The organism is Nakamurella sp. A5-74 (genome assembly GCF_040438885.1).
Classification (GTDB): Bacteria; Actinomycetota; Actinomycetes; order Mycobacteriales; family Nakamurellaceae; genus Nakamurella.
In genome coordinates this window covers 3,437,665-3,462,113 of sequence record NZ_CP159218.1, presented here as the reverse complement: position 1 = coordinate 3,462,113, position 24,449 = coordinate 3,437,665, and the positions used below count along the sequence as shown (strand labels likewise).

General features: G+C 69.8%; 9 protein-coding genes. 5 read left to right on the top strand and 4 right to left on the bottom strand.

Features of this window, described 5'->3' with window-relative positions; translation table 11 throughout:
- Positions 1-81: 81 nt before the first annotated feature.
- Positions 82-14,643 (bottom strand): LPXTG cell wall anchor domain-containing protein, encoded by a 14,562-nt coding sequence (locus tag ABLG96_RS15870; protein WP_353648310.1) that lies wholly within the window; start codon positions 14,641-14,643, stop codon positions 82-84.
- 213 nt (positions 14,644-14,856) lie between these two features.
- Between ABLG96_RS15870 and ABLG96_RS15865 the strand changes: the two genes are divergently transcribed.
- Positions 14,857-16,083, top strand: coding sequence for an amidohydrolase (locus tag ABLG96_RS15865; protein WP_353648309.1), 1,227 nt, complete (start codon positions 14,857-14,859; stop codon positions 16,081-16,083).
- 84 nt (positions 16,084-16,167) lie between these two features.
- On the opposite strand, the gene ABLG96_RS15860 is transcribed toward ABLG96_RS15865, so the two are convergent.
- Positions 16,168-16,662: a gamma-glutamylcyclotransferase gene (locus ABLG96_RS15860; RefSeq protein WP_353648308.1), complete on the bottom strand. Its 495-nt coding sequence runs from the start codon at positions 16,660-16,662 to the stop codon at positions 16,168-16,170.
- A 91-nt stretch (positions 16,663-16,753) separates the two neighbouring features.
- Between ABLG96_RS15860 and ABLG96_RS15855 the strand changes: the two genes are divergently transcribed.
- Both ABLG96_RS15855 and ABLG96_RS15850 read left to right on the top strand, forming a co-directional pair.
- A complete protein-coding gene (locus ABLG96_RS15855) occupies positions 16,754-18,175 on the top strand; it encodes an NAD(P)H-quinone dehydrogenase (protein ID WP_353648307.1) in 1,422 nt (473 codons plus the stop codon).
- Between the two features lie 516 nt (positions 18,176-18,691).
- Complete coding sequence (locus ABLG96_RS15850; protein WP_353648306.1) at positions 18,692-19,936, top strand: IS110 family transposase; 1,245 nt, start codon at positions 18,692-18,694, stop codon at positions 19,934-19,936.
- A 180-nt stretch (positions 19,937-20,116) separates the two neighbouring features.
- Here the strand turns inward: ABLG96_RS15850 and ABLG96_RS15845 are convergent, their stop codons facing one another.
- Together ABLG96_RS15845 and ABLG96_RS15840 are read right to left on the bottom strand one after the other, a co-directional pair.
- On the bottom strand, positions 20,117-20,746 hold the full coding sequence (locus ABLG96_RS15845) for a Pr6Pr family membrane protein (RefSeq protein ID WP_353648305.1): 630 nt from the start codon (positions 20,744-20,746) through the stop codon (positions 20,117-20,119).
- 69 nt (positions 20,747-20,815) lie between these two features.
- Positions 20,816-21,715, bottom strand: a complete 900-nt coding sequence (locus ABLG96_RS15840) for a FadR/GntR family transcriptional regulator (protein ID WP_353648304.1) — start codon at positions 21,713-21,715, stop codon at positions 20,816-20,818.
- Between the two features lie 108 nt (positions 21,716-21,823).
- Between ABLG96_RS15840 and ABLG96_RS15835 the strand changes: the two genes are divergently transcribed.
- Positions 21,824-23,140 (top strand): aminotransferase class V-fold PLP-dependent enzyme, encoded by a 1,317-nt coding sequence (locus tag ABLG96_RS15835; RefSeq protein WP_353648303.1) that lies wholly within the window; start codon positions 21,824-21,826, stop codon positions 23,138-23,140.
- A gap of 38 nt (positions 23,141-23,178) precedes the next feature.
- A complete protein-coding gene (locus ABLG96_RS15830) occupies positions 23,179-24,447 on the top strand; it encodes a sugar ABC transporter substrate-binding protein (protein WP_353651541.1) in 1,269 nt (422 codons plus the stop codon).
- Positions 24,448-24,449 lie beyond the last annotated feature (2 nt).

The window sequence follows — 24,449 nt, the reverse complement described above, 5'->3', positions numbered from 1 at the left end:
TCCGACACTAGCCGGTGCCGCGGGAGCGGCGTGCGCCAGCGTGCGGACTCCTCAGGTGGAGCCTCACCGGTCAGCGGCCCATCAAGACTGGCGCCTCCTGCGCTGGAGGAGCACCAGTCCGGCTCCGGCCAACAGCAGACCCAATGCCCACCACAACAGGGACGTGACCGGAGCGCCGGTGTTCGGCAGTTCACCCGGCGGCGTGGGACTGCTGGGCCCGGTCGTCGGTGCGGTCGTCGGTCCAGTCGTCGGAACTGCCGGCGCCGTGGTGCCGGTGGGGGCTGACGTTCCTGTGGGTACCGTCCCTGTGGGTACCGAGGTGGGCACCGTTGCTGTGGGCACCGAGGTCGCAGGCCCCGTGGTCGTACCCGTTGGCACCGTGGTCGTACCCGTTGGCACCGTGGTCGTACCTGTTGGCACCGTGGTCGTACCTGTAGGCCCCGTGGTCGGCCCCGTCGGAACGGTGGTCGGCCCCGTCGGCACGGTGGTCGGAACAGTCGGAACGGTCGGAACCGTAGTGGTCGGCGGCACCGCAGCCTCGACCACGGCGTCGCCGACGGCTGTGTTGGATGCCGGATCCTGGTCCGCCACTCCGCCGAGCACGACGGCCGTGTTCTCGATCGCACCCGAGAAGCCTGCGTCCACCACCGTCCGGAGCACGATGGTGCGCGTAGTCCCGTCCGGCACGGTGCCGAGCGAACAGCGCACCGTGTGGACGTCGACAGCGGCACACCCGTCCGGCAGCGCGGCCGTGTCGACGGTCAGGCCGGCCGGCAGCTCGTCGGTGATCTGCACGTCCGGCGCATCCACCGGTCCGTCGTTGCGGACGGTGATGGTCCAGTCGAGCCTGCCGCCTGCGACGACGCGATCGGTGGCCGGGGTCTTGGTGATCACCAGGTCGGCCGCCGGTGTGACGGGAGTGCTGACGGTGGCCACGTTGTCCGCCGGCGCAGCCTCGTCCGGAGAGAGGACGCCGACGGTGTTGACCAGCGATCCGCCGGCCCGGTCTCCGAGCGTGCCGGTGACGGTGACGGTCACGGCGGCTCCCGGGGCGATGGACCCCAGCGAGCACACCAGCGACCGGCCGTCGACGTCGGAGCAGCCGGCGGAGGCTTGCGCCCCGCTCACCTCGACCCCGCTCACGTCGACACCCTCGGGCAGGGCATCGGTGAGCAGCACGGACCGCGCCGGACCCTGCGCGTCATCCGCATTGCGGACCACGATCGTCCAGGTGATGTCGCCGCCCGGCAGGACCGCATCCACGTTCGCCGTCTTGGTGACCGACAGGTCGGCCTGTGCGGTTTCGGCCCCGACCGTCGCCGTGTTGTTCGTGGTGTCGGGGTCGGCGGTGCTGGACGTGACGGCAGCGGTGTTGGACACCTCACCCGGCTCCGCCGCGGGGTCCAGGGTGCCGGTGATGGTGACCGCCAGGCTGCCGGCGTCCGCCAGCGGCCCGATCGCGGTGCAGGTCACGACGGTGTCGTCACCCTGCGGTGTACTGCTGCACTCCACCCCGGCACCGCCGGCGTGGGTGACGTCGACTACGCCGGCGACGACGTCGGTGAACACCAGGTCGCGGGCTGTTGCCGGACCCGCGTTCGTCGCGGTGAGGGTGTATTTGACCGGGCCGCCCGGCACCAGCGGGTCCGGGGAGACCGACTTCGTGAGCGACACGTCCGCACTGTCGGTGACCGGGACGTCCAGGGTCACCGTGTTGTCCCGCGGATCGCTCTCGTCCGGCGACACCGCAGACGCACTGTTGGCGAGCGTGCCCGTCCGGTCGTCGTCGACCGTCGCCGTGACGGTGACCGTCACGGCTGCCCCTGGGGCCAGCGAGCCGAGCGTGCAGACCAGTGGCCTGCCGTCGACCGGGTCGCAGCTGCCTGCGGTATCGGGGCCGACCGTGACGCTCGTGACCTCGATGCCGGCGGGCAGGATGTCGGTGAGGACGATCGAGCGGGCCGGACCCTGCGCGTCCACGGCGTTGCGCACGGTGACGGTCCAGGTGATGGCCTCGCCCGGCCGGACCTCGGTGACGTCGGCGGTCTTGCTGACCGTCAGATCAGCGGTGGCAGTGGCAGCGCCGGCGGTGGCGGCGTTGTTCGCGGACGTCGGGTCGAAGGTCGCCGAGGCGACCGCCGCGGTGTTGGACAGCGCGCCGGGGTCGACGTCGGCGTCCAGGGTGCCGGTGATCGTGACGACGAGGGTGCCGGCGTCGGCCAGCGGATCGGTCGCGGTGCAGGTGACCACGGTGGCGCCGTCGCCGGCCGGTGCGGTGCTGCACATCACGCCGTGGTCGTCCGTGGTGACGCCCGAGACGGTGCCGGCGACCACGTCGGTGAAGGTGACGTCCTCGGCGGGCGAGGGGCCGTTGTTGGTGGCGGTCAGGGTGAACGTCACGTCCTCGCCGGGCACCAGGGGATCCGGGGTGAGCGTCTTGGTGAGTGACAGGTCGGCGGTCGGGGTGACCGGGGTGATCGCCTGGACGGGCGCACCTGCGCCGTCGATGTCGTCGCGGGAGCTGACGACGACATTGTTGGTGAGGCTGCCGGTGCGGCGGTCGTCGACGGTCGCGGTGACGGTGACGGTGACCGTCGCTCCGGGGGCGATGGACCCGAGCGAGCAGACCAGCGACTGTCCCTCGACCTGTGCACACGTGCCGGCAGAGGGTGTCACCGAAGTGACGTCGATGCCGGTGGGCAGGGTGTCGATGAGGTCGACGGCGCGGGCCGGGCCCTGCGCGTCGGCGGCGTTGCTGACCTCGATGGTCCAGACGATGGTGCCGCCGGGCCGGACTTCGGGGACGTCGGCGGTCTTGGTGACGGACAGGTCGGCGGTCGCGGTGACGGTGCCGACGGTGTCCTGGTTGTTCGCGAGGTCCGGGTCCGCCGTGCTGGTCGACACCGACGCGGAGTTGGCCAGTGCGCCGGGACCGACGTCGTCGTCGAGGGTTCCGGTGATGGTGACGACGAGAGTGCCCCCGTCGGCCAGCGGGCCGGTGGCGGTGCAGGAGACCAACGTGCTGGCGCCCTGCGGGGTCTCGGTGCAGGTGACTCCGGCGCCGGCAGCGGTCACGTGGGTGACGGTGCCGGGCACCAGGTCGGTGAAGGTGACGTCGTCTGCCGGGGACGGGCCGTCGTTGGTGGCGGTCAACGTGAATACCACCTTGGCGCCGGGCACGACGGGATCCGGGGAGACCGTCTTGGTGAACGACAGGTCCGCCGTCGGGGTGACAGGAACGTCGAGCCGGTCGGTGTTGTCGGCCGGCACCCCCTCGTCGGGGGACAGCGCGGTGGCGGTGTTGACCAGGGTGCCGGTCCGCCGGTCGTCGACGGTGGCGGTGATGGTGACGATGACGGTGCTTCCGGGCGTGATGGTGCCCAGCAGGCAGCTCAGCGATCGTCCGTCGACGGGGTCGCAGGTGCCGGCGGAGGTTGTCACGGCGGTGACGTCCACGCCGGCGGGCAGGGTGTCGGTGAGCACCACGGAGCGGGCCGGGCCCTGGGCGTCGGCGGCGTTGCTGACCTCGACAGTCCAGCTGATCGTCCCGGCGGGTCCGACCTCGGCGACGTCCGCCGTCTTGCGCACGGTGAGATCGGCGGTCGCGGTGGTGGCACCGACCGTTGCCGTGTTGTTGCCGGAGCGCGGATCCGGTGTGCCGGAAGCGAGCGACGCGGTGTTGGACAGCGTGCCGGGGTCGACATCGGCGGCCAGGATGCCGGTGATCGTCACCGTCAGGGTGCCGGCGTCGGCCAGCGGATCGGTGGCGGTGCAGGTGACCAGGGTGGCGCCGTCGCCGGCGGGGGCCGTGCTGCACACCGCGCCGATGCCGGTCGCGGTGGGATCGGTGACGTCGGCCGACACCACGTCGGTGAACACCACGTCGCGGGCGACCGACGGACCGGCGTTGGTGGCCGTCAGGGTGAAGGTGACCGGCTGACCGGGCACCACCGGATCGGGGCCGACCGTCTTGGTGAGCGCCAGGTCGGCGCTGCCGGTGACGTCGGTGATCGCGGTGGCCTGGTCGAACGGATCCTCGTCCGGGGTGTCCGAGGTCGTCGAGGCGATGTTCTCGATGCGTCCGATGGTGTCGGGGTCGACGGTGCCGGTGACGGTGATGGTCGCGGACGCCCCCGGCGCCAGGTCGCCCAGTGCGCACAGGGCATCCGCACAGGTGCCGACGCTCGGGGTGAAGAGGATCCCGGAGACACCGTCGGGGGTGAGGTCGTTGACCCGGACCGACCGGGCCAGCGACGATCCGTCGTTGGTGACGGTGATGGTCCACTCGATGGTCCCACCGGCGACCACCGTGTCGGGCCCGAGCTTGGTGATCGTCAGGTCCGCCAGCGCGTCGACGTCGGTGTCGACACTGGAGGAGTTGTTGCCGCCGACCGGATCCGCGGTGTCAGCGTCCACGACAGCGACGTTGGTGACCGCGTCGCCCGCGTAGTCCGCGGTGACGGTTCCCGAGACGACGACCGTCGCGGTACGCCCCGCGGCGATCGCGCCCAGCGTGCAGACCCCTGCGGTGGTGCAGGAGCCGGCAGACGGGGCGAAGGCGATGCCGCTGACACCGGCGGGCAGCGTGTCGGTGACCGTCACCCCGCGGGCGGTCGCCGGGCCGTCGTTGGTCACCGTGATCGTCCACTTGATGGACTCACCGGCGGTCACCGGTCCGCTGGGCCCGGTCTTGACGACGGACAGGTCGGCCGACGGCACCAGCGACACGGATGCCGACGCGGTGTCGTTCTCCTCGTTCAGATCCGGCGTCACACTCGACACGGTCGCGGAGTTCACGACCTCGGTCGCCGTGGTGTCCGACGGGACGACGCCGCTCACCGTGATCTGCAGCGCACTACCGGCGCCGGGATCCAGAACCTGGGCGCCGAAGTCGCAGGACAGCACGCGGCCAACGAGCTCACAGGTGACGCCGTTCGGGGCGGTGAACTGCTCGCCGGTCAGCCCGGCCGGCAGGGTGTCGACGACAGTGACACCACGGGCGGAGGACGGACCGTTGTTCTGCACGGTGACGGTCCAGGCAGCCCGCTCGCCGGGTGAGACCGACGTGGTGACGGCGTCCACGGAGATCTGGACGTCCGAGGAGATGTCGACCCCGGTCGTCTCGGTGTCGGAGTTGTCGGCAGCCTGCGGGTCGGGTGTGGATGAGGCAACGGTGGCAGTGTTGACCACGTCGGCCCGCCGGTCCGGGTCGACGGTTCCGGTGACGGTGACGGTGATGTCGGCGCCAGGGACCACGTCGCCCAGCGCGCAGACGCCGGCCGGGCAGCTCACTCCGTCGGGGGCGTCGAACGTCACGTCGGAGACATAGTTCGGGACCAGATCGGTGAGGGTGACGTCGGTGGCGACCGACGGGCCCTTGCTGGCGACCCGCAGGGTCCAGGTGATCCGGCCCCCGGCGGTCACCGATGGGGGACCACTCTTGACCACGGCGAGATCGGCGCTGGTGCCGATCTCGGTGTCGACCGTGGCGGTGTTGTTCGCGGTGTCGGGATCGGTGTAGGCACCGGTGTCGCCGACCACCGAGACCACGTTGGTGAGGTCCGCCGTCCGACCCGGATCCACCGTCGCCGTCACCGTGAGCGTCACGGCGGCAGCAGAACCGGGGGCGAGATCGCCGATGGTGCAGATGATCTCCGCGGTGGTCACGTCGCAGGTCCCCGGCGCGCCGCCGTCGACCTCGACGCCGCTGACTCCGCTGGGGAGGGTGTCGGTCGCCACGACGTCGCGCGCCGTCGAAGGCCCGTTGTTGGTGACCACGACGGTCCAGCTGACGGGTCCACCGGCCAGGACGGGGCCGGGGCCGTTCGCCTTGGTCACCGACACGTCGGCCACCGCGGCGAGTGCGATTGCCGACTCGTCGGTGTTGTTGCCGGGAATCGGATCCGGGGTCGGATCGATGGCATCGTCCGCGACCTCGACGTCGGCGGAGTTGCGGATGAGAGACCCGGTGGCGTCGGGGTCGACGGTGCCGGACACCGTGATGGTGACCTGGTTGTCCGCGCCTGGGAGGAGCGCCAGATCACCGAAGTCGCAGACCCCGGCGGCGGTGCAGGTGATGCCGTTCGGAGCGGTGAACTCCGGGTCCAACAGGCCCGCGGGCAGCGTGTCGATGACCACCAGATCACGCGCCGTCGAGGGCCCGTTGTTGCGGACGATGATGCTCCAGTCCACGGCCTCACCCGGCGCGACCCCGGTGAGGTCGGTGACCTTGAACAGCTGCACGTCGGCGGACTGTCGCACGGCGGTGGTGGTGGCGGACCGCCGGCCACCCTCGGTCGGATCGCCGGGATCGACGCCGGCGGGTTCCGGCGTCGTCGAACTCACCCGGGCGGTGTTGACCAGAGACGTCCCGGTGAAGGACGGATCGAGAACCCCGTCGATGGTCACCCGCACGCTGGCGATGTCGCCGGCGGCGAGATCACCGATGGTGCACCGGATCTCGCGGTCGGTGACGACACAGCTGCCCTGGGATGCGGTGACGTCCACGTCGCCGACGCCGGCCGGCAGGGTGTCGACCAGTACGACCCCACGCGCCGTCGAAGGTCCACTGTTGTCGACCTTGATGGTCCAGCCGAGCGGGGATCCGGCGGTGACGGTGGCCGGCCCGGTCTTGGTCACGGTGAGGTCGGCCAGCGGCGTCACGGCACTCTCGATGGACCCGGTGGCGCTGGGGCCGTACGGGTTGGTGGCGATGGCCTGGTTGAGGATGCTGCTCCCGGTGAAAGCGGGATCGACAGACACCGGGACGGTGATCGTTGCGGTCGAGCCGGCGGGGAGAGTGCCGAGGGTGCAGTCCAGCTGCCGTCCCACCGGCGTGCAGGACCCCTGGGTGGTGGTCACGCCGGGTGCGCGCACCGTCAGGCCGTCGGGCAACGCGTCCGAGAGCAGCGACGCAGGGGCGTCCGACGGTCCGTCGTTGGTGACGGTGATCGTGTAGGTGGCAGGACGGCCGGGGACCAGCGTCGTCGGTTCGGCTGCCTTGGTCACCCCGAAGGTCGCCACCCGGTCGATCTCGGCGACGGTGGAATCCGAGTTGTTGCGATCGTCGGGGTCCGGGGTGCTCGCGGCCACCGAGGCCTGATCGGTCACCGAGCTGCCGGAGTATGCGGCGGACAGTCGGCCGCCAACGGTTATGGTCACGGACTCGCCGGGGGCCAGGGTGCCGAGAACGCAGCGGGCCGGGTCGTCGCAGACGACCCCGCCGGGCAGGGTGACGACGACGTTCCCCACGCCGGCCGGGATCAGGTCGCTGAGCACGACCCCACGGGCGTTGGACCCGCCGTTGTTGGTGACGACGATCGACCAGCTGATGTCGGCGCCGGCGACGGCACGGCCGGGTCCGGTGATGGTCAGCGCCAGGTCGGCCGACTCGCCGATGGTCGCGGTGGCGGTGGAGGTGTTGTTGGCGCCCACCGGGTCCGGCACGGAAGAGGAGACCGTGGCGGTGTTGCTGAGCCTGTCACCGACGCTCTGCGCCAGGGTGCCGGTGACGTCGATCGTCACGGTGGTGCCGACGGCGACGCCGCCCAGGTCGCAGGAGATGGTTCCGGCCGCGACCGTGCACGAACTGCCAGGGCTGCCCCCGGCGGTGACGGTGGCCGTGGCGTTCATCACTTCGGCAGGCAGCGGGTCGGTCACCGAGACGGAGGTGGCGACCGAGGGCCCGTCGTTGACGACGTCGATCAGGTAGTGCACCTGGGTACCGGCGATCGGCGGGCCGGAGGTGATGGCCTTGCCGATGCTCAGATCGGCGGAGCGGGAGACCGGTTCGATCGCCGTGGAGGTGTTGTCGGTCGCGTCGCCGTCCGGGGTGTCGCTGCCGACGGTGGCCGTGTTGGAGAGCGTGCTGCCGGTGTAGTCCGCGGCCAGTGTGCCGGTGACGGTGATCTGGTCGGGGAGGCCGGGTGCGAGAGTGGCCACCGTGCAGGAGATCTGCTGCCCGGTGACCGTGCAGGTCTCGCCGCCCGCCACGCTGGCCGCGACACCGGTGACGGCGGTGGGCACCGTGTCGGTGACGACGACGTTCCGGGCGGTCGAGGGGCCCTGGTTGTCGACCGTCAGCACCCAGCTCACGGTGCGGCCGGCGACGGCCGAGCCGATCTGGTCCTTGACGATCGACAGGTCGGCCGCCGCCACCAGCGTGGTGGTGACCGAGGCGGAGTTGTTGGCGGGGGTCGGATCCGCAGTGCCGCTGGTCACGGCGACCGAGTTCACCAGGGTGCCGCCACCGTCGGGATCGATGGTGGCGCGCAGGGTCAGCGTGACCGACTGGCCGGCGGCCAGGGCGCCCAGGGAGCAGGTCGCCGTCCTGTCCGTGACGGGGCAGGATCCTGATGGCCCGACCAGGCTGACGCCCAGCACGCCGGCCGGCAGCGTGTCGGTGAGCCGGATGTCGGTGGCGTCCGATGGGCCGTCGTTCCGGACCACGATGGTCCAGGTCGCCTGGCTGCCGGGGGCAGCCGTTGCCGGGCCGGTCATGATCACTGCGACGTCGCTGGAGCGGCCGACCGCGTTGCTGCTGGATGCAGAGTCGTTGGATCGGTCGGGATCCGGGGTGTCCGCGGTGACCCCGGCCGTGTTCGAGAGGGCACTACCGGTGTAGCCGGAACCGACGGTCCCGGTGAGGGTGACGACCGCCGAGGCTCCGACCGCGAGGGAGGCGACGGTGCAGCGCAGGGTCCCCTCGGTGACGGCGCAGGTGCCGCCGGGGACGGTGCCGTTGACGGCCGACACCCCGGCCGGGATCACGTCGGTGACCACCACACCGGACGCCGTCGACGGACCGACGGCGTTGGTCACGGTGATCGTCCAGGTGACTGTGCTGCCTGCCACCAGGGCGGTCGGGGCCCCGGTCTTGCTGATCGAGAGATCGGCCTGGGTCGCGGTCGGGGTGGTGGAGGTCGACGTGTTGTTGTCGGTGGCGCTCTCGGGGGTGGTCGTCGCGGCGGTGGCGGTGTTGGCGAGCGTGTCGCCGCCGAAGTCGGCGCTGAGCGTTCCGGCCACCACGACCGATACGGAGGCGTTCGGAGCCAGGTCGCCCAGCGTGCAGGCGACGTCCCGCCCGGTCACGGTGCAGGACTCCGTCGTCGGGCCCTGCGCCGTGGTGCCGACCAGAGCGGCCGGAACGGTGTCGGTGGTGGTGACGGCGCGGGCGGTCGACGGTCCGTTGTTCACGACGGTGATCTGCCAGCGCACCGGCCCACCCGCCACCGGCTGACCGGACAGCAGGGTCTTGGTGGTGACCAGGTCGGCCGTGTAGGTGACGGTGCCCGGGACGGTGGCGGTGTTCGGGGTCGGGTCCGAACTGTCGGACCCGCCGGTCACGGTGTTCGTCACCGTGCCACCGGCGGCGAGGTCGGCGGGCACCCGGAAGGTGATGTCCGCGGTCCGGGTCGCGCCGTTCGGGATCGTGTCCCAGGTGCAGCCGATCACCAGGTCGGACCCGGCGCCGACGGTGCTGCAGCTGCCACCACCGGAGGCGGTCGCCGACTGGTAGGTGGTGCCGGCAGGGACCGCGTCGTTGATGTAGGCGTTCGCGGCGTCGGACGGTCCCCGGTTCGCGAGGGTGACCCGGTAGGTCACGTCCTGACCGGCGACCACCGGGCCGCTGGTGATCGTCTTGGTCAGCAAAAGGTCCGACCGCGCGCTGACGATCTGCGACACCGTCGAGGAGTCGTTCGCGGGGGTGGGGTCCGGGGTGGCCGCACCGGTCGAGGGGGCGGACGTGGCGGATGCGGCGTTGGTCAGAATGCGGCCGCCGAGTGCGGCACCGAGCTGGACGGTGATCTGCACCGTTGCCGATGCCCCGGCCGCGAGATCGCCGATGGCGCAACGGATCGCACCGTCGACGGCAGTGCAGCTGCCGCTGCTGGAGATGGCCGAGACGTACGTCGTCCCGGTCGGGAGTGGGTCCGTCAGCACCACGCCACGGGACAGCGACGGGCCGTTGTTGGTGACGGACACGGTGTATCCGTGCTGCGTACCGGCCTCCGGGGTGTCGCTCGCCGGCGCCTTGGTCACCCGGAGATCTGCGGACGTGGTGACGGTGACGTCCACCGATGCCGTGTTGTTCGCCGGGGTCGGGTCCGCAGTGGTGCCGGACACCGAGGCGCGGTTGGTCAGGACCGTGCCGGCAGCGGTGCCGCTCGCGACCAGCGCCTCGATCACCACGACCCGGGATTCGCCGGCCGGGATGGTGCCGAAGTCGCAACTCACCCCGGTGCGGTCGGTCGAGGCGGTGCAGGTGCCGCCCGAGGTCGAGAGTCCTCCGGGGAGAACGGTCAGCCCGGCGGGCAGGGTGTCCGTGACGGCGGAGCCCGCCGCGATCGACGGACCCGCGTTGGTGACCGTCAACGTGTAGGTGACGGTGGTTCCTGCGACGACGCCGGTCGCGTCCGGAACCATCTGCAGCTGCAGATCGGCACTGCGGTCAACGGTCGACGTCCGGGTGGCCGCGTCGTTCGTGGCATCGGGATCGGTGGTGGCGGATGCCGCGGTGGCGGTGTTGCTGATCGTCCCGGACGCGTCCGTCGGCACGCTCACCGGGATGCGGACGGTCATCACCTGCCCGGTCGACAAGCGGGCGACCGAACAGTCGACGCGTTGCCCGGTCAGGGTGCAGGAACCGACGGACGCGGTCGGCGTGCCGGGGGTGAGACCGGCCGGAACGGTGTCCGTGAGGGTGGCTCCGACAGCGTCCGAGGGACCGTTGTTGGTCACGGTCACTTCGTAGGTGGCGGTGCTGCCGGCGACCAGGGTCGTCGGGGTCACCGTCTTCGTGGTGGCCAGGTCCGCGCGGGTGACCACCGTGATGGTCGCGTTCGAGACGTTGTTGTCGGGGACCGGGTCGGAGGTGGTCGATCCGACCCGTGCGGAACCGGAGATCGGGCCGGCCGGCGTCGAGGCGTCGACGGTGGCCTGGAAGGCGATCGGGATGACCTGACCTTGCGGCAGGTTGCCGACGTTGCAGGTCACGGTGCCGGCACTGACGACGCACGCACCGCCGGAGGAGCCGGCGACCGGCGTCAGACCGGGCGGCACAGCGCCGGTGATGACCACGGAGTTCGCGGTCGCCGGCCCATTGTTGACGACCCGCAGGTCGTAGGTCACGACGGTACCCGCGGTGACGGTGGTCTGCCGCGGTACGAGGGTGACCGCGACGTCGGCCACCGCCTGCACGGTGACCGTGCTGGAGGCGGTGTTGTTGGCCGGGGTCGGGTCGTTGGTCGTGGCCGCGACGGTCGCACTGTTGGTGATCGCCTGGCGGGTGTTGTTGCCGACCCTGGTGGTGAGTTCGATGGTGGCGGCAGCGCCGTTGGCCAGGTTGCCGACGGAGCAGGTCACCACCTGCCCGTTCGGCGTACAGGCTGCGCCGGTGGACGAGGCGTAGCTGATGCCGGCCGGCAGGGTGTCGGTGACGACGACACCGGTGGCCGACGACGGGCCGTTGTTCGTGGCGACCAGCTCGTAGACCAGGGTGCCGCCGGACACTGGCGTCGCGGTCACGGTGCGCTTGGTGAGCGAGAGGTCGGACTGGGCAACCCCGTTCGAGACGGCGCTGGCGGAGTTGTTGGCCGCGGTCGGATCCGGAGTGGTGGCCGACACCGTCGCGGTGTTGGTGACGTTGCCCGAGCCTCCCGCCGGCGTGCTGACGGTGAAGCTGCGGGTAGCGGTGGCGCCGGCGGTCAGGGTGCCGACCGTGCAGGTGACGGTGTTGTTGGCGGCCGCAACACAGTTGGTCCCCGAGATGAACACGAACCCGGCCGGCAACGGGTCGCTGGTGGCCACCCCGGCGCTCGAGGAGGGACCGTTGTTCGTGACGACCAGCGTGTAGGTGACCGGGGAGCCGAAGGTGATCTGGGCCGGGTCGGCCGACTTCGAGAGCGACAGGTCGGCGGACGCGACGACCGCGACGGTGAGGGTGCTGCTGTTGTTGCCGGCGGTCGGGTCGGTGGTGGTGGTGGCGGCGGACGCCGTATTGCTGAGATTGCCGGGCACGAACGTCGGGCTGATGGTGCCGCGGATGGTGATGGTTGCGGTGGCGCCGCTGGCCAGGGTGCCCACCGTGCAGCTGACGGTGGTACCGACGGCATCCGAGCAGGTGCCGAGGGTGCTGGCAAGGGAGGTGACCGTGTACCCGGTCGGTACCGGGTCGCTGATGGTGACGGCTGCGGCGTCCGACGGACCGTTGTTCCGGACGGCGACCACGAAGGTGGCCGGCCGGCCGGCGACGAACGGGGTGTCGGTGGTGGTGGTCTTGGTGACCTGCAGGTCTGCACTGCGGGTCACGGTGGTGGTGGTGGCTGCGGAGTTGTTGCTGGTGACGGTTTCCGGGGTGGTGGTGCTGACCGACCCGGAGTTGGTGACGGACGTCGCCGCGATGTTGGCGTTGACCGTGACGACCAGGGTCGACGTCACGGCGCCACCCGCGGCGATCGTGCCGGTGTCACAGGTGACGGTGGTCCCGGCGGTGGTGCAGGTGCCGGCACTGGGGGTGGCGGAGACCAGGGTGACCCCGGCCGGGAGCTGGTCGACGATCTGGGTCCCGGCCGCCGACGAGGGGCCCGCGTTGGTGGCGGTCAGGGTGTAGGTGACCTGGGTGCCCGCGGCTGCGCTGGCCGGAGTACCGGACTTCGTCAACGCGACGTCCGCCTGCCGGGTGACGGTCGTGGTCGCGGTAGAGGAGTTGTTGGTCGTGACGTCGTCGGCGGTGGTGGCGCTGACGGTCGCGGTGTTGGCCAGCGACCCGGTGGCGGACCCGGAGGGGATCGACACCACGATCGGGATGACGAGGGTTGCGCCGTTGGCCAGCGTGCTCGCGGTACACGTCACCGTCCGGCCCGAGTTGGTGCAGGTGACGCCGGCGGGTGGATTCGACGCCACATAGTCGACGCCGGTCGGCAGCGTGTCCGTGACCACCACGCCGGCGGCGGCGTTGGGTCCGTTGTTCGTCGCGGTCACCGTGTACGTGACCTGGTTGCCGGCGTTCTGGCTCGTCGGGTTGGACGTCTTGGTGACAGCCAGGTCGGCTAGTTCGCGGACCGGCGTATCAACGGCGTTGCCCGTGAAGGTGTAGTCCTTGTTGATCGCCCGGGCCCGGTAGTCGAGCAGCGCGACGTTGGTGATGGTGGTGCCGGAGGCAGCCCGGTCAACAGTCGCGCGGAAGCGCACCGAAGTACTGGCGTTCGGTGCCAGGGTGCCGCCGGTGGTGGCGGTGGCGCCGGTACCGACCCGGAAACTGACCTCACGGGCGGCGGCTGCGTAGCTGCCGACGTCGTCCCCGGCGGCATCCGTTTTTGCTCCGGGGTTGGCGCCGGTCAGGACGGACAAGGTGCCGGGAGAGTAGGTGATGCCCGCGGGCAGCGGATCCCGGATGACGGCGTTGTCGGCGAAGTCCGCTCCGGTGTTGGTGAACGAGATCTGGTACTCGAGGGTGTCTCCGGGTTGTGCCGGGGAGTTGCCGCTGAGGTTGGTGACCGTCTTGGAGATGGCGTTGAAGGCCGGCGTGTAGAGGTCGATCTGCGTGGTCAGCTGGGTCGGGTAGTAGACGTCGCCGCTGCTGGTCAGCTGCAGGTTCGTCTGGGTGGCGCCGTTGGGGATCAGACCGTTCGCGTTGACCCGGCCGATGTCCACCCCGAGGTTGTTCACGTAGGCCGGGTCGCGGTTGGTCAGGTTCGTCCCGAGGTCGGAGATCGCCGAGTCGAAGAAGTTCGCCGTCGGCCGACTGGCGTCGCTGAGCGGACTCGACACCCCGGCTGCGCTGACGAGCGACGCACTGTCGCCGGCAAACCCGGCGTCGCCTTCCCACACGACAAATCCGACTGAGGCATTGACAGTCCCTGCCGGGGGCGTCAACAGGCCGGTGATCGGGATGGTGACGGGCGCTCCGTTGGAGACATCGGCGAAACCCTCGTACACGCGGAGGTCGCGGAGCGGGAAGGCCGGATTCTGATACACGACGGTCAACGACCAGCCGGCGTACCGATCGGCCCCGGTCGCGGCCGAGATGTCCGCGGCCCAGTACGTGCCGTTCCCGGCTGCCTTGACGAGAGCGGTGACGTCCAGGGACGAGTTGTACGGCGTGCCGTTCAGAGTCGGGTAGGAGACAGAGCGCGGGGCGGTCAGTGTCTGGTAGGCACCCCCCGGCACCCGGAACTTGATCTGGTTGGCATTGCCGGTCGCTGCGACACCGCTGGTGCCGGCCGTGCGGCGCGCACCCCAGGACAGGTTGGCGTACAGCACGGTGGACCCACCGGCGAGCGTCAGGCCGGCACTGGTCGAGTTGGTCGTGGTGGTGTTGCCGTCGTTGTCGACGAACTGCATGGCGAAGTCGTTGTTGCTCCCGGTGGTCTGGTTCGCCGTCGGCACGGTGTTCCGGGCGGTCGTGCACGCCGTGGCGGCGGGACAGGTCATCTGGGAGTTGCCGGTGACGGTGATTGCACCGTTCTGCTGGGCGTTGAACGACGCCACGAAGTCCTGCTGGATCGCTGCCGCCGCCGGCGGGGCGACGCTCGGCAAGGTGGTGATGGTCAGGATCCCGGCGATCAGCATGAGCACTGTGAGCAGCGTCCGCTTCGCGCCGTCTCGTCCGATGATCGTGCCGGTGCTGGAATGGCGACTCATGAACTGAACCCCTCGTCGATGCTGACGGCGCGCATCACCCAAAAGATGCGGGTCTGGGGTCATGGTCACACGAAAGGCGGAACACCACAATCGTCGCAGCGCTCTGCGTCCCCCAGTCGGTGGGTCTTCGAGTGAACAAGACGCGCCCTACTAGCATCCATTAGTGTGAACGACTCCTCATCGCGTGCGCCCAACAGTGCGGATGCGTCCAAAATGCCTGGCTGGCACACGGCCGTTCAGGTCACCGACCCCGGATCCGGTCGCGGACCGGAGTGGTTGGACGACTTCCTCATCCGCACCCTCCCGGCACTGGTTGCGATCCGTCGGGACATCCACGGCCACCCGGAACTGGCTTGGCGGGAGCACCGCACCACCGATCTGATCGAGGCGCGTCTGACTGCAGCCTCCGTACCGACGCGCCGGCTACCGCGCGGAACCGGCCTGATCGCCCAGGTCGGCACCGGCGCGCCGGTGATCGGGCTGCGTGCTGACATCGATGCGCTGCCGTTGCGGGAGGCGAGCGGACAGCCGTTCGCCTCCACTGTCCCGGGTGTGGCACATGCATGCGGGCACGACGTACACGCGACCGTCCTGCTCGGCGCAGCCCTGGCGCTGCGGCACGCGGCGGAGCTCGGCGAGCCGGTCGGCACCATTCGACTGATCTTCCAGCCGGCCGAGGAAGTGATGCCCGGGGGCGCCCGTGAGGTGATCGCCGCCGGCGGGATGGCCGGCGTCGACCGGGTCTTCGCGGTGCACTGTGAACCCAAGGTGCCGGCCGGTCGGGTCGGGCTGCGGGTCGGCGCGATCACCTCGACGGCCGACCAGATCGAGATCAGCGTGAGCGGCCCCGGTGGCCACACCTCGCGGCCGCACCTGACCGCCGACGTCGTCAACGCGCTCGGTCTGCTGATCACCGGCCTGCCGCTGCTGCTGAGCAGGCGGCTCGATCCGCGTGCCGCGGCGGTGCTCGCCTGGGGATCGGTGCACGCGGGGGAGGCGCCGAATGCGATCCCGCAGGAGGGCACCCTGCGCGGCACGCTGCGATTGATGCGCCGCGAGGCGTGGGAGGGCGCCGAGGCGGTCGTTGCGGACATCGTCGCCGGGCTGCTCGCACCGACCGGTGTCGGGTACGAGCTGCACTTCCAGCGCGGGGTGCCACCGGTCGACAACGACGCCTACGCGACCGCGCTGCTGCGGGCCGGTGCGCTCGCCGGACTCGGACCCGACTCGGTGGTGGAGTCGGAGCAGTCCACCGGCGCCGAGGACTTCGCCGATCTGCTCGAGCATGCGCCGGGGGCGCTGGCCAGACTCGGGGTGTGGGACGGCGTGTCGGAACAGTGCGACCTGCACTCGGCAGGGTTCACCGCCGACGAGCGGTCGATCGCCTCCGGCATCCGCCTGTTGGTGCACACCGTGCTGGCCGCGCGCCGGGGCCCCTGACCGCCTCGTGGGACGGGTTGCCTGCGCGGGTGGGTTGCCTGCGCGGGTGGGTTGCCTGCGCGGGTGAGTGGCTGAGCGCGAGGCTCAGTTGCCGATCGAGCGGCACTCGTGGTGTCGCAGGCTGCGGACGTACTCCGTGGGGGCGTCCGCCGCCTCGGCAGCGTCGGCGATCACCCCGAGATAGCGGGCCGACGGCAGGCCGCCCTCGAACGCATCGAGGGCGTAGAGCCAGGCGAGGCGGTCGCCCTCCAGGGTGTGTACCCGGAGCCGGATCTTGTTGTACAGCCCCAGATCTGCGCCTTCCCACGAATCGAGCGTGCGTTCGTCGTGGTCGGACAGGTCGTACAGGACCACGAACACCGCATTGTCTGCCGGGTGTCCGGCATCGTCGTCGATTGCCGGATCCTGCTCGTCGGCGGGGACGACGGTGGCCAGCGCACCCTCCCAGCCGAGGTCCTCCCCGCCGAAGGTCAGCCGCCAGTCGGGGAGCCAGCCGGTACCGGCCATCGGGGACGACGGACACCGCTGCAGCATCTGCGCAGGATCCATGTTCGACCCATAGGCCGCGTACAACGCCATGGGGTGAGCCTAACCGGCGCCGGCTGCTCCGGCGGGAGCCCGGCGAGACGGCGAACCGAACACCACCGGCGAACCGATAGCGTGGTGCACCATGACGCGGATCGTGATCATGGGCGGCGGACCGGCCGGCTACGAGGCTGCGCTGGTCGCAGCCCAGTACGGCGGCGAGGTGACCCTCGTCGAGGACATCGGGCCCGGCGGGAGCTGCGTGCTCTACGACTGCATGCCGTCCAAGACCTTCATCGCCTCGGCGGGCGGCCGGACTGCGGTGATGGAGGCGCCCGCGCTGGGCATCGACATCGACCCGGCCCAGGTCCGCGTCGACATCTCTGCTGTGCACGCCAGGGTGCTCGGTCTTGCCGCTGCGCAGTCCGGTGACATCCGGGCCCGGTTGACCGGCGAGGGCGTCACCGTGATCGACGGTCGGGCAGCGCTCGCCGACTCGCAGACGGGACTCGCCCGGCACCGCGTGCAGGTGACGCCCGTAGACGGCAGCGACCCGTACCCGCTGGAGGCCGAAGTGGTGTTGATCGCCACCGGTGCGACACCGCGGGTGGTCGACGGCTGCGAACCCGACGGCGAGCGGATCCTCACCTGGCGGCAGGTGTACGACCTTCCGGCCCTGCCCGAGCACCTGATCGTGGTGGGCTCCGGTGTCACAGGGGCCGAGTTCGCGTCGGCGTACACCGAGCTCGGCGCCAAGGTCACGCTCGTCTCCAGCCGTGATCGGGTGCTGCCCGGCGAGGACGCCGACGCCGCCGCGGTGATCGAGGAGGTCTTCGCCTCCCGCGGCTCGACGCTCGTCAAGAAATCGCGGGCCGAGTCCGTGCGGCGCGACGGTGACGAGGTGGTGGTGACCGTCACCGGCAGCGCCGAGGTGAGGGGCTCGCACTGCCTGATGACGGTGGGATCGGTTCCGAACACGAGCGACATCGGCCTGGAGAAGGTCGGCATCGAGACGAACAAGAACGGTTTCGTCGACGTCGATCGCGTCTCGCGCACGTCGGTACCGGGGATCTACGCGGCCGGCGACTGCACCGGTGTGCTGATGCTCGCATCGGTCGCTGCGATGCAGGGCCGGATCGCGATGTGGCACGCACTCGGTGAGGGTGTCCCTCCGTTGACCCTGAACACGGTGTCCGCCAACGTGTTCACCCACCCGGAGATCGCCACCGTCGGCGTCACCCAGACCGAGGTGGACGCCGGTCTGACCAACGCCCACACGCTGATGATCCCGCTGACCACCAACCCGCGCGCCAAGATGGCAGGCGTCACCCGCGGCTTCGTCAAGCTGATCGTGCTCAAGCCGACCGGCATGGTGGTGGGCGGCGTGGTGGTCGCGCCCGAGGCCTCCGAGTTGATCCTGCCGATCGCGATGGCCGTCCAGAACCGGTTGCGCGCCAAGGATCTTGCGTACTCGTTCTCCGTCTACCCGTCGCTGTCCGGATCCATCACCGAGCTCGGCCGGCAGCTGATGTTCTGGAGCGACAACTCGACGAAGGTCGATCCCTGACGCTGGTCGACGACGACGGGATCTCGACTCGTTCCTCGCTCGATCAGCAGAAGTTCACGCTGGTCGACGACGACGGGATCTCGACTCATTCCGTTGGTCGAGCAAGCGAGGAACGAGCGCGTCGAGACCCTGTCAGATCCGCGGCGGGGCGTTCAGGACGGGATCTCGACTCACTCCGTTGGTCGAGCAAGGGAGGAACGAGCGCGTCGAGACCCTGTCAGATCCTCGGCGGGGCGTTCAGGACGGGACCTCGACTCACTGGGTTCGCTCATTGATCCACCATGGTGGGTGTCGGTGCCCGGATGGTGTCGACAGCTCCTGGTACCACCGGATCATCGCCATTGTTCGCAAGACCCGATGTTGAGGTCCCGATCGAGTTTCGCGAGGTCCGGTGGCCCAGGACGCCCAGACCGGCTACAGGGCTATGCGCCGTGAGCGCCAACCAATGAGCCACCGGCTAGTGCGTCCCGGGACCACCGGGTGTTGCTCACTGCTACGAACAGCGAGGAACCACACATGACTACCACTTCGCAACCCTCGACCGAAGGGGCCCAGGACCGCCGATGGGCAGGGATCGACTGGTCCAGCACCGACCACGCGGTGTGCATCATCGATGAGGCCGGCACCGCGATCGACCAGTTCGTGATCACCCACGATGCCCCCGGACTGCGGCAGCTGATCAAGGTCCTGCTCGCCGCCGGTGTGCAGGAGGTCGGTATCGAACGCGGCGACGGACCAGTGGTCGAAGCGCTGCTGCAGGCCGAACTCACGGTGCTGGTGATCCCGCCGTCGCAGGTGAAGAACCTGCGCTCGCGGTACCGCTCCGCCGGGAACAAGGACGACCGGTACGACGCGTTCGTCCTGGCCGACACGATCCGCACCGACCGGGCCAGGCGCACACCCCTGCAGCGGGACAGCGCAGCGACCGTCGCGATGCGCACCACGACCCGTGCCCGCCGCAACCTCCTCGCGCACCGCATCGCGGTGTGCAACCAACTCGCCGCGCACCTGCAACTCGTGTTCCCAGGCGCCGCAGGACTTTTCAGCAAGCTGGACATACCGATCAGCTTGCAGTTCCTCACCAAGTTCACCACCCAAACCGACGCCGACGCACTCACCGAAAAGAAACTCGCCAGGTGGCTCACCTCCGTGTCCTACAGCGGCGGAACCGAGCCCGCGGACCTGCACACCCGCCTCACCACCGCAGCCCGCGGTATCACCGGGCCCGAGGCCGCCACCCACGCCGTCACCACCCGCGCCTACATCGCGATCCTGCAAGCGCTGATCACCCAGATCGCTGCCCTGGAAGTAGACCTCGCACAGCAACTCACCCTGCACCCAGACGCGGTGATCTTCGCGTCCCTACCCCGGGTCAGAACCCTGCGCATCACCCGCCTGATCAGTGAGATCGGCGACGCCCGAGGCCGCTTCCCCACCCCCGACGCTTTGGCCGCCCTCGCCGGCGTCGTCCCCTCGACCCGACAGTCCGGGAAAGTCACCACCATCAGCTTCCGCTTCGCCTGCAACCGCGAACTACGCGACGCACTGTGCGACTTCGCCGACGGATCCCGCCACGCCCACCCCTGGGCAAAGGACATCTACCAACACGCGATCGACCGCGGCCACACCCACCCACACGCCATCCGCGTCCTCGCCCGAGCCTGGACCCTCATCATCTGGCGATGCTGGCAAAACCACGAGGCCTACGACCCCACCAAGCACGGCGCACTACAAGCCCTCACCCACCAACAGACCGCCTGAACACACAGGGGGTAGACACAGGGCACTCGATCACCGTGTCCACGCTGGTCGAGCACGCGAGGGACGAGCGCCCATTCCGTTGGTCGAGCAAGCGAGGAACGAGCGCGTCGAGACCCTGTCAGATCCTCGGCGGGGCGTTCAGGACGGGACCTCGACTCACTCCGTTCGCTGGATCACCGTTCAGATCTGTTGGTCTGTCGCAGCGAGGTCGCGCGCGGGCTCCGGGGACGGCAACAGGGTGAGAACCGCTGCCAGCGCGGCCATTCCGACCCCGAGCACGACGAACGTCACGGCGATTGCGCCGGCGGCGTGGATCCGCGCATCCATGAACGGATACGGGTACCAGTCGACGATCGGGCCGCGGATCATGCTGTAGGCGAAGTACGCCAACGGGAACAGCAGCCACCAGGCTGCAGTCCGGAGTGCGATCCGGGCCCGCGGGGTGATCAGCCAGTCGACCAGGAGCACGATCGGCATCAGGTAGTGCAGGACGGTGTTGGTCCACTCACTGCCGGTCTGCACGTCGACGTTGCGCAGCAATGCAACGTAGATGATGCCGGTGGCGACCATGGAGAACGTGGCGAGCCCGCGCCACAGGGTCAGCGTTCGTCCGAGGGTGGATCCTCCACGCAGCACGACGACGGCGGTGATCGTCAGCATCACCGCGGCCAGGATGTTCGACTCGATCGTGAAGTACGACAACAGGTTGCTCACCCGGGAGCCGCGGACCGCGGACACCAGCAGGGTCAGCACCGCGGCCAGTTCCAGCGCCGCGAGGAGCAACCGGACCACTGCGATCAACCGCTGCACGGAGTGCCTCCGACGGGCTGCAGAGATGGGGGAGATGAGTGTCGCACACGGGTGTCGGCGATGCTCCGCTCAGGACGGGGGGTCGGGCAGCGGTTTCAGCAGCCGGAGCCAGGCCTCGGTCTGCGCGATGTGATCCGCCGCTGCGGTTTCGGCGGCGCCCGGATCGCGGTGCAGCAGTGCGCGGTAGATCGCCCGGTGACCGCGGTCGCTGACGACCTTGACGTCGGCGGTGCCGGCGGCCCCGAAGATCTGGTAGTTGCGCCCACGCCGACGGAACACGGTGAGCATGGCCGTCATCGTCGGGTTGCCGGCGGCCTCGTCGACCAGGGTGTGGAAGCGGGAATCGAGCTCGGATGCAGTGGCCGGATCGTGCACCTGCTCGAGTTCGGTGAGGATCGCGTCGAGCTCCGGCATCAGCTCATCCGGGCGTCGCGCGGCCGCCTGACCGGTCGCGTGGGCCTCCAAGACCCGCCGCATCTCGTAGACCTCCAGCAATCCCTCCAGCGGCAGCAGGCCGAGGGTCAGGCTCAGCGAGGAGACGATGTCGGCGGCGCGCAAGTCGGAGACGTAGGTCCCGGATCCGTGTCGCACGACGAGCACGCCCAGCGCGGCGAGCATCCGGATGGCCTCCCGCAGCGAGCTGCGGGAGACGCCCAACAGCCTGCCGAGCTCTGCCTCGGACGGCAGTCGCTGGCCGGGGGAGAACTCGCCGGTGCCGATCGAGCGCCGCAGCGCCTGCAGGGCCACGTCCAGCGCGCTGCCGCTGGTCGGCTCTCCCGGCCGGCGCCGCTCCCCGGGTGCTGCGTCTGGGCGCGCCCCGGCGACGGGCGCTGTGACGGGCGCGAAGGCGGGCGCTGTGGCGGGCGCTGGGGCGGGCGCTGTGGCGGGCGCAATGACGGACGCAGTGACGGGCGTGGGAACGGACCCGGCCGCGGCGGGCGCGGCTGCTGACGGCACGTCGACTGGCATGGGTTGATACTCTCACTCTCGAACTCGTCTGATGACTCAGCCCGAAATCAGGCTGGATTCGGCTCACAGTCTTTACAAGAGGCAATTCGTCAGACAACTATGACTCCTGTGATTGCTCCCACCTCCACCCGTGAGTCGCCCGTCGCTGCCGCACCGTCCGCGCTGCGGACAGTGGACGGTCGCCGCGCGGACGAGCTGTTCTCGCTCGATCCGAGCCTGCGTCACCTCAACCACTCCTCGTTCGGATCGCCACTGCGCGCCGCCACCGAGCTGCAGGAGCGCATCCGCGCGGAGATGTTCGCCGCACCGGTGCGGTGGTTCCCGGCCGCTCCGGAACTGATCGCGGCGGCACGCGCCGAGCTGGCCCCGTTCCTGGGGCTGGAACCTGACGCGTTCGCTTTCGTGCCCAATGCGAGCGCCGGCGCTTCGGTGGTCTACAACTCGCTGGACCTTCCCCGAGGCAGCGAGATCGTCGTGACCGACCACGGCTACGGCGCAGTGGTCATGGGCGCCGAGCGACTGGCCCGCCGGATCGGTGGACGGGTCGTCGTGGCACCGGTCGATCTGGAAGTCGACGCTGACGCCGCCGCCGACGCGGTGATCGGGGCATTCACCGACCGCACGGCGCTCGTGGTGGTCGACCAGATCACCTCGCCGACCGCGCGCGGGTTGCCCGTCGGTGAGATCTGCGCGGCTGCTCGGGAGCGCGGCATCGTCAGCGCCGTCGACGCGGCGCACGCACCGATGCTGCTCGAGAACGCGGTCGCCGCGGCGGATGCCGACTACTGGTTCGGCAACCTGCACAAGTTCGGCTGCACCGCCCCCGGTGCCGCGATCCTCGTTCCCCGGCCTGGGCTGTGTGACGCGCTCTACCCACTGATCGATTCCTGGGGTGCACCACTGGGTTTCCCGCAGCGTTTCGACCACCAGGGCACTCTCGACACCACGGCCTGGTTGACCGCGGCGATGGCCATCGGCGAGATCGAGCGGCAGTTCGGCTGGGCGCGGGTCCGGGAGCACGTCACCGCGTTGGCCGATCACGGCGAGCGGGTGATCTCGGGCGCCATGTCGGCGGCGAGCGGTGTCCCGTGCCGGGTCGCTGTCGGGATGCGGACTGCATCGATGCGCCTGGTCGCGCTGCCGGCGGGCATCGCCACGACCAACGAGGAGGCCAACGCGCTGCGGGACGTCGTGCTGGCCGATCTCGGTATCGAGGCCGCGTTCACCAGTTTCCGCGGCCGTGGGTACCTGCGGTTCTCGGCGCACGTCTACAACACCGCAGACGACTACGACGACTTCGCAGAACGTGCTGTTCCGCACCTGATCCGCCTGGCCGCTGAAGCCAGCACGGCACTGGCCACGACCTACGACGCCACCCCCGCCGCCAACCGGTCGACGGTCATCCATCCTGGAGGAGAACAGTGAAACGATCCATCCGCTCCATCGCCCTCGGCAGCGCTGCGCTGGTCGCGGCCGGAACGCTGATCGCCTGCGGCAGTTCGGATTCCGGCACCGCAGCAGGTGGAACCGTGACCCTGCAGATGATCGAGAGCCTGTCCAGCCCCGACCGCACCACCCTGCTCAAATCGATGCTGGCCACCTTCGAGTCGCAGAACCCCGGGATCAAGGTGCAACTGGTGACGCCGCCGACCGAGCAGGCGGACAACAAGATCCAACAGATCCTGCAGGCCGGGAGCGGCGCCGATGTGCTCGAGGTCCGCGACACCACCGTCGGCCCGTTCGGCACCAACGGCTGGCTGTACGACATGACGCCCGATCTGGCGAAGTGGACCGGGTGGAACGACCTGACCGCCACCGCCCAGAAGTACTCGAAGACGACGGACGGCAAGACCTATTTCGTCCCCTACGGCTTCTACGGGCTGAGCCTGTTCTACCGCACCGACCTGATCAAGGAGGCAGGCTTCTCGGCGCCGCCGAAGAGCTGGGACGAACTGCTGGAACAGGCAAGCAAGGTCCAGGACGCCGGCAAGAACAAGTACGGCTACGCCTTCCGCGGCGGCAAGAACGGCTTCTCCAACGTGGTGACAGCCATCGAGGCCTACGTCGGTGACGATCTCGACACCGAGAACGCCTTCAAGACCAAGGACGGCAAGACCATCTTCGCCACCGAGGAGGCGAAGCAGGCGGCCGCCACCTACTTCAAGCTGTTCAAGCAGGCGTCACCGCCGTCGTCGGTCGCCTGGGGTTACCCGGAGATGGTGGAGGGGTTCAACAACGGCTCCACCGCGTTCCTGCTGCAGGATCCCGAGGTGATCGCAGCGATCAGCAAGTCCAGCGCCGTCAAGGCGGACCAGTGGAGCACAGCGCCGTTGCTCGTCGGACCCTCCGGCAAGGCCGCGCAGCCGGTCGCCACCGCGGGGTGGGGTGTCGCCCAGGCCAGCACCCACAAGCCAGAAGCGGTCAAGTTGATCCAGTTCCTGTCGGGCGAGGCGTCCAAGGAGTTCGACCAGAAGAACTCGTTGGTGCCGATCCTCAAGAGCGCAGGTGACGACGCGTTCTACAAGACCGGCCCGTGGGCGTCCTACGTCACGATGACCAAGGACACCTCCACCTGGTTGACCGTCGTCCAGCCGCGCGGCGTCGCCTGGTGGAGCGAGTGGCAGACCAAGGCGGACTCCGACCTGCAGCAGGTGCTGATCGGCAAGTTGAGTTCGGACGACATGCTGGCCGGATGGGACACCTATTGGACCCAGAAGTGGGCGACGAAGTAACC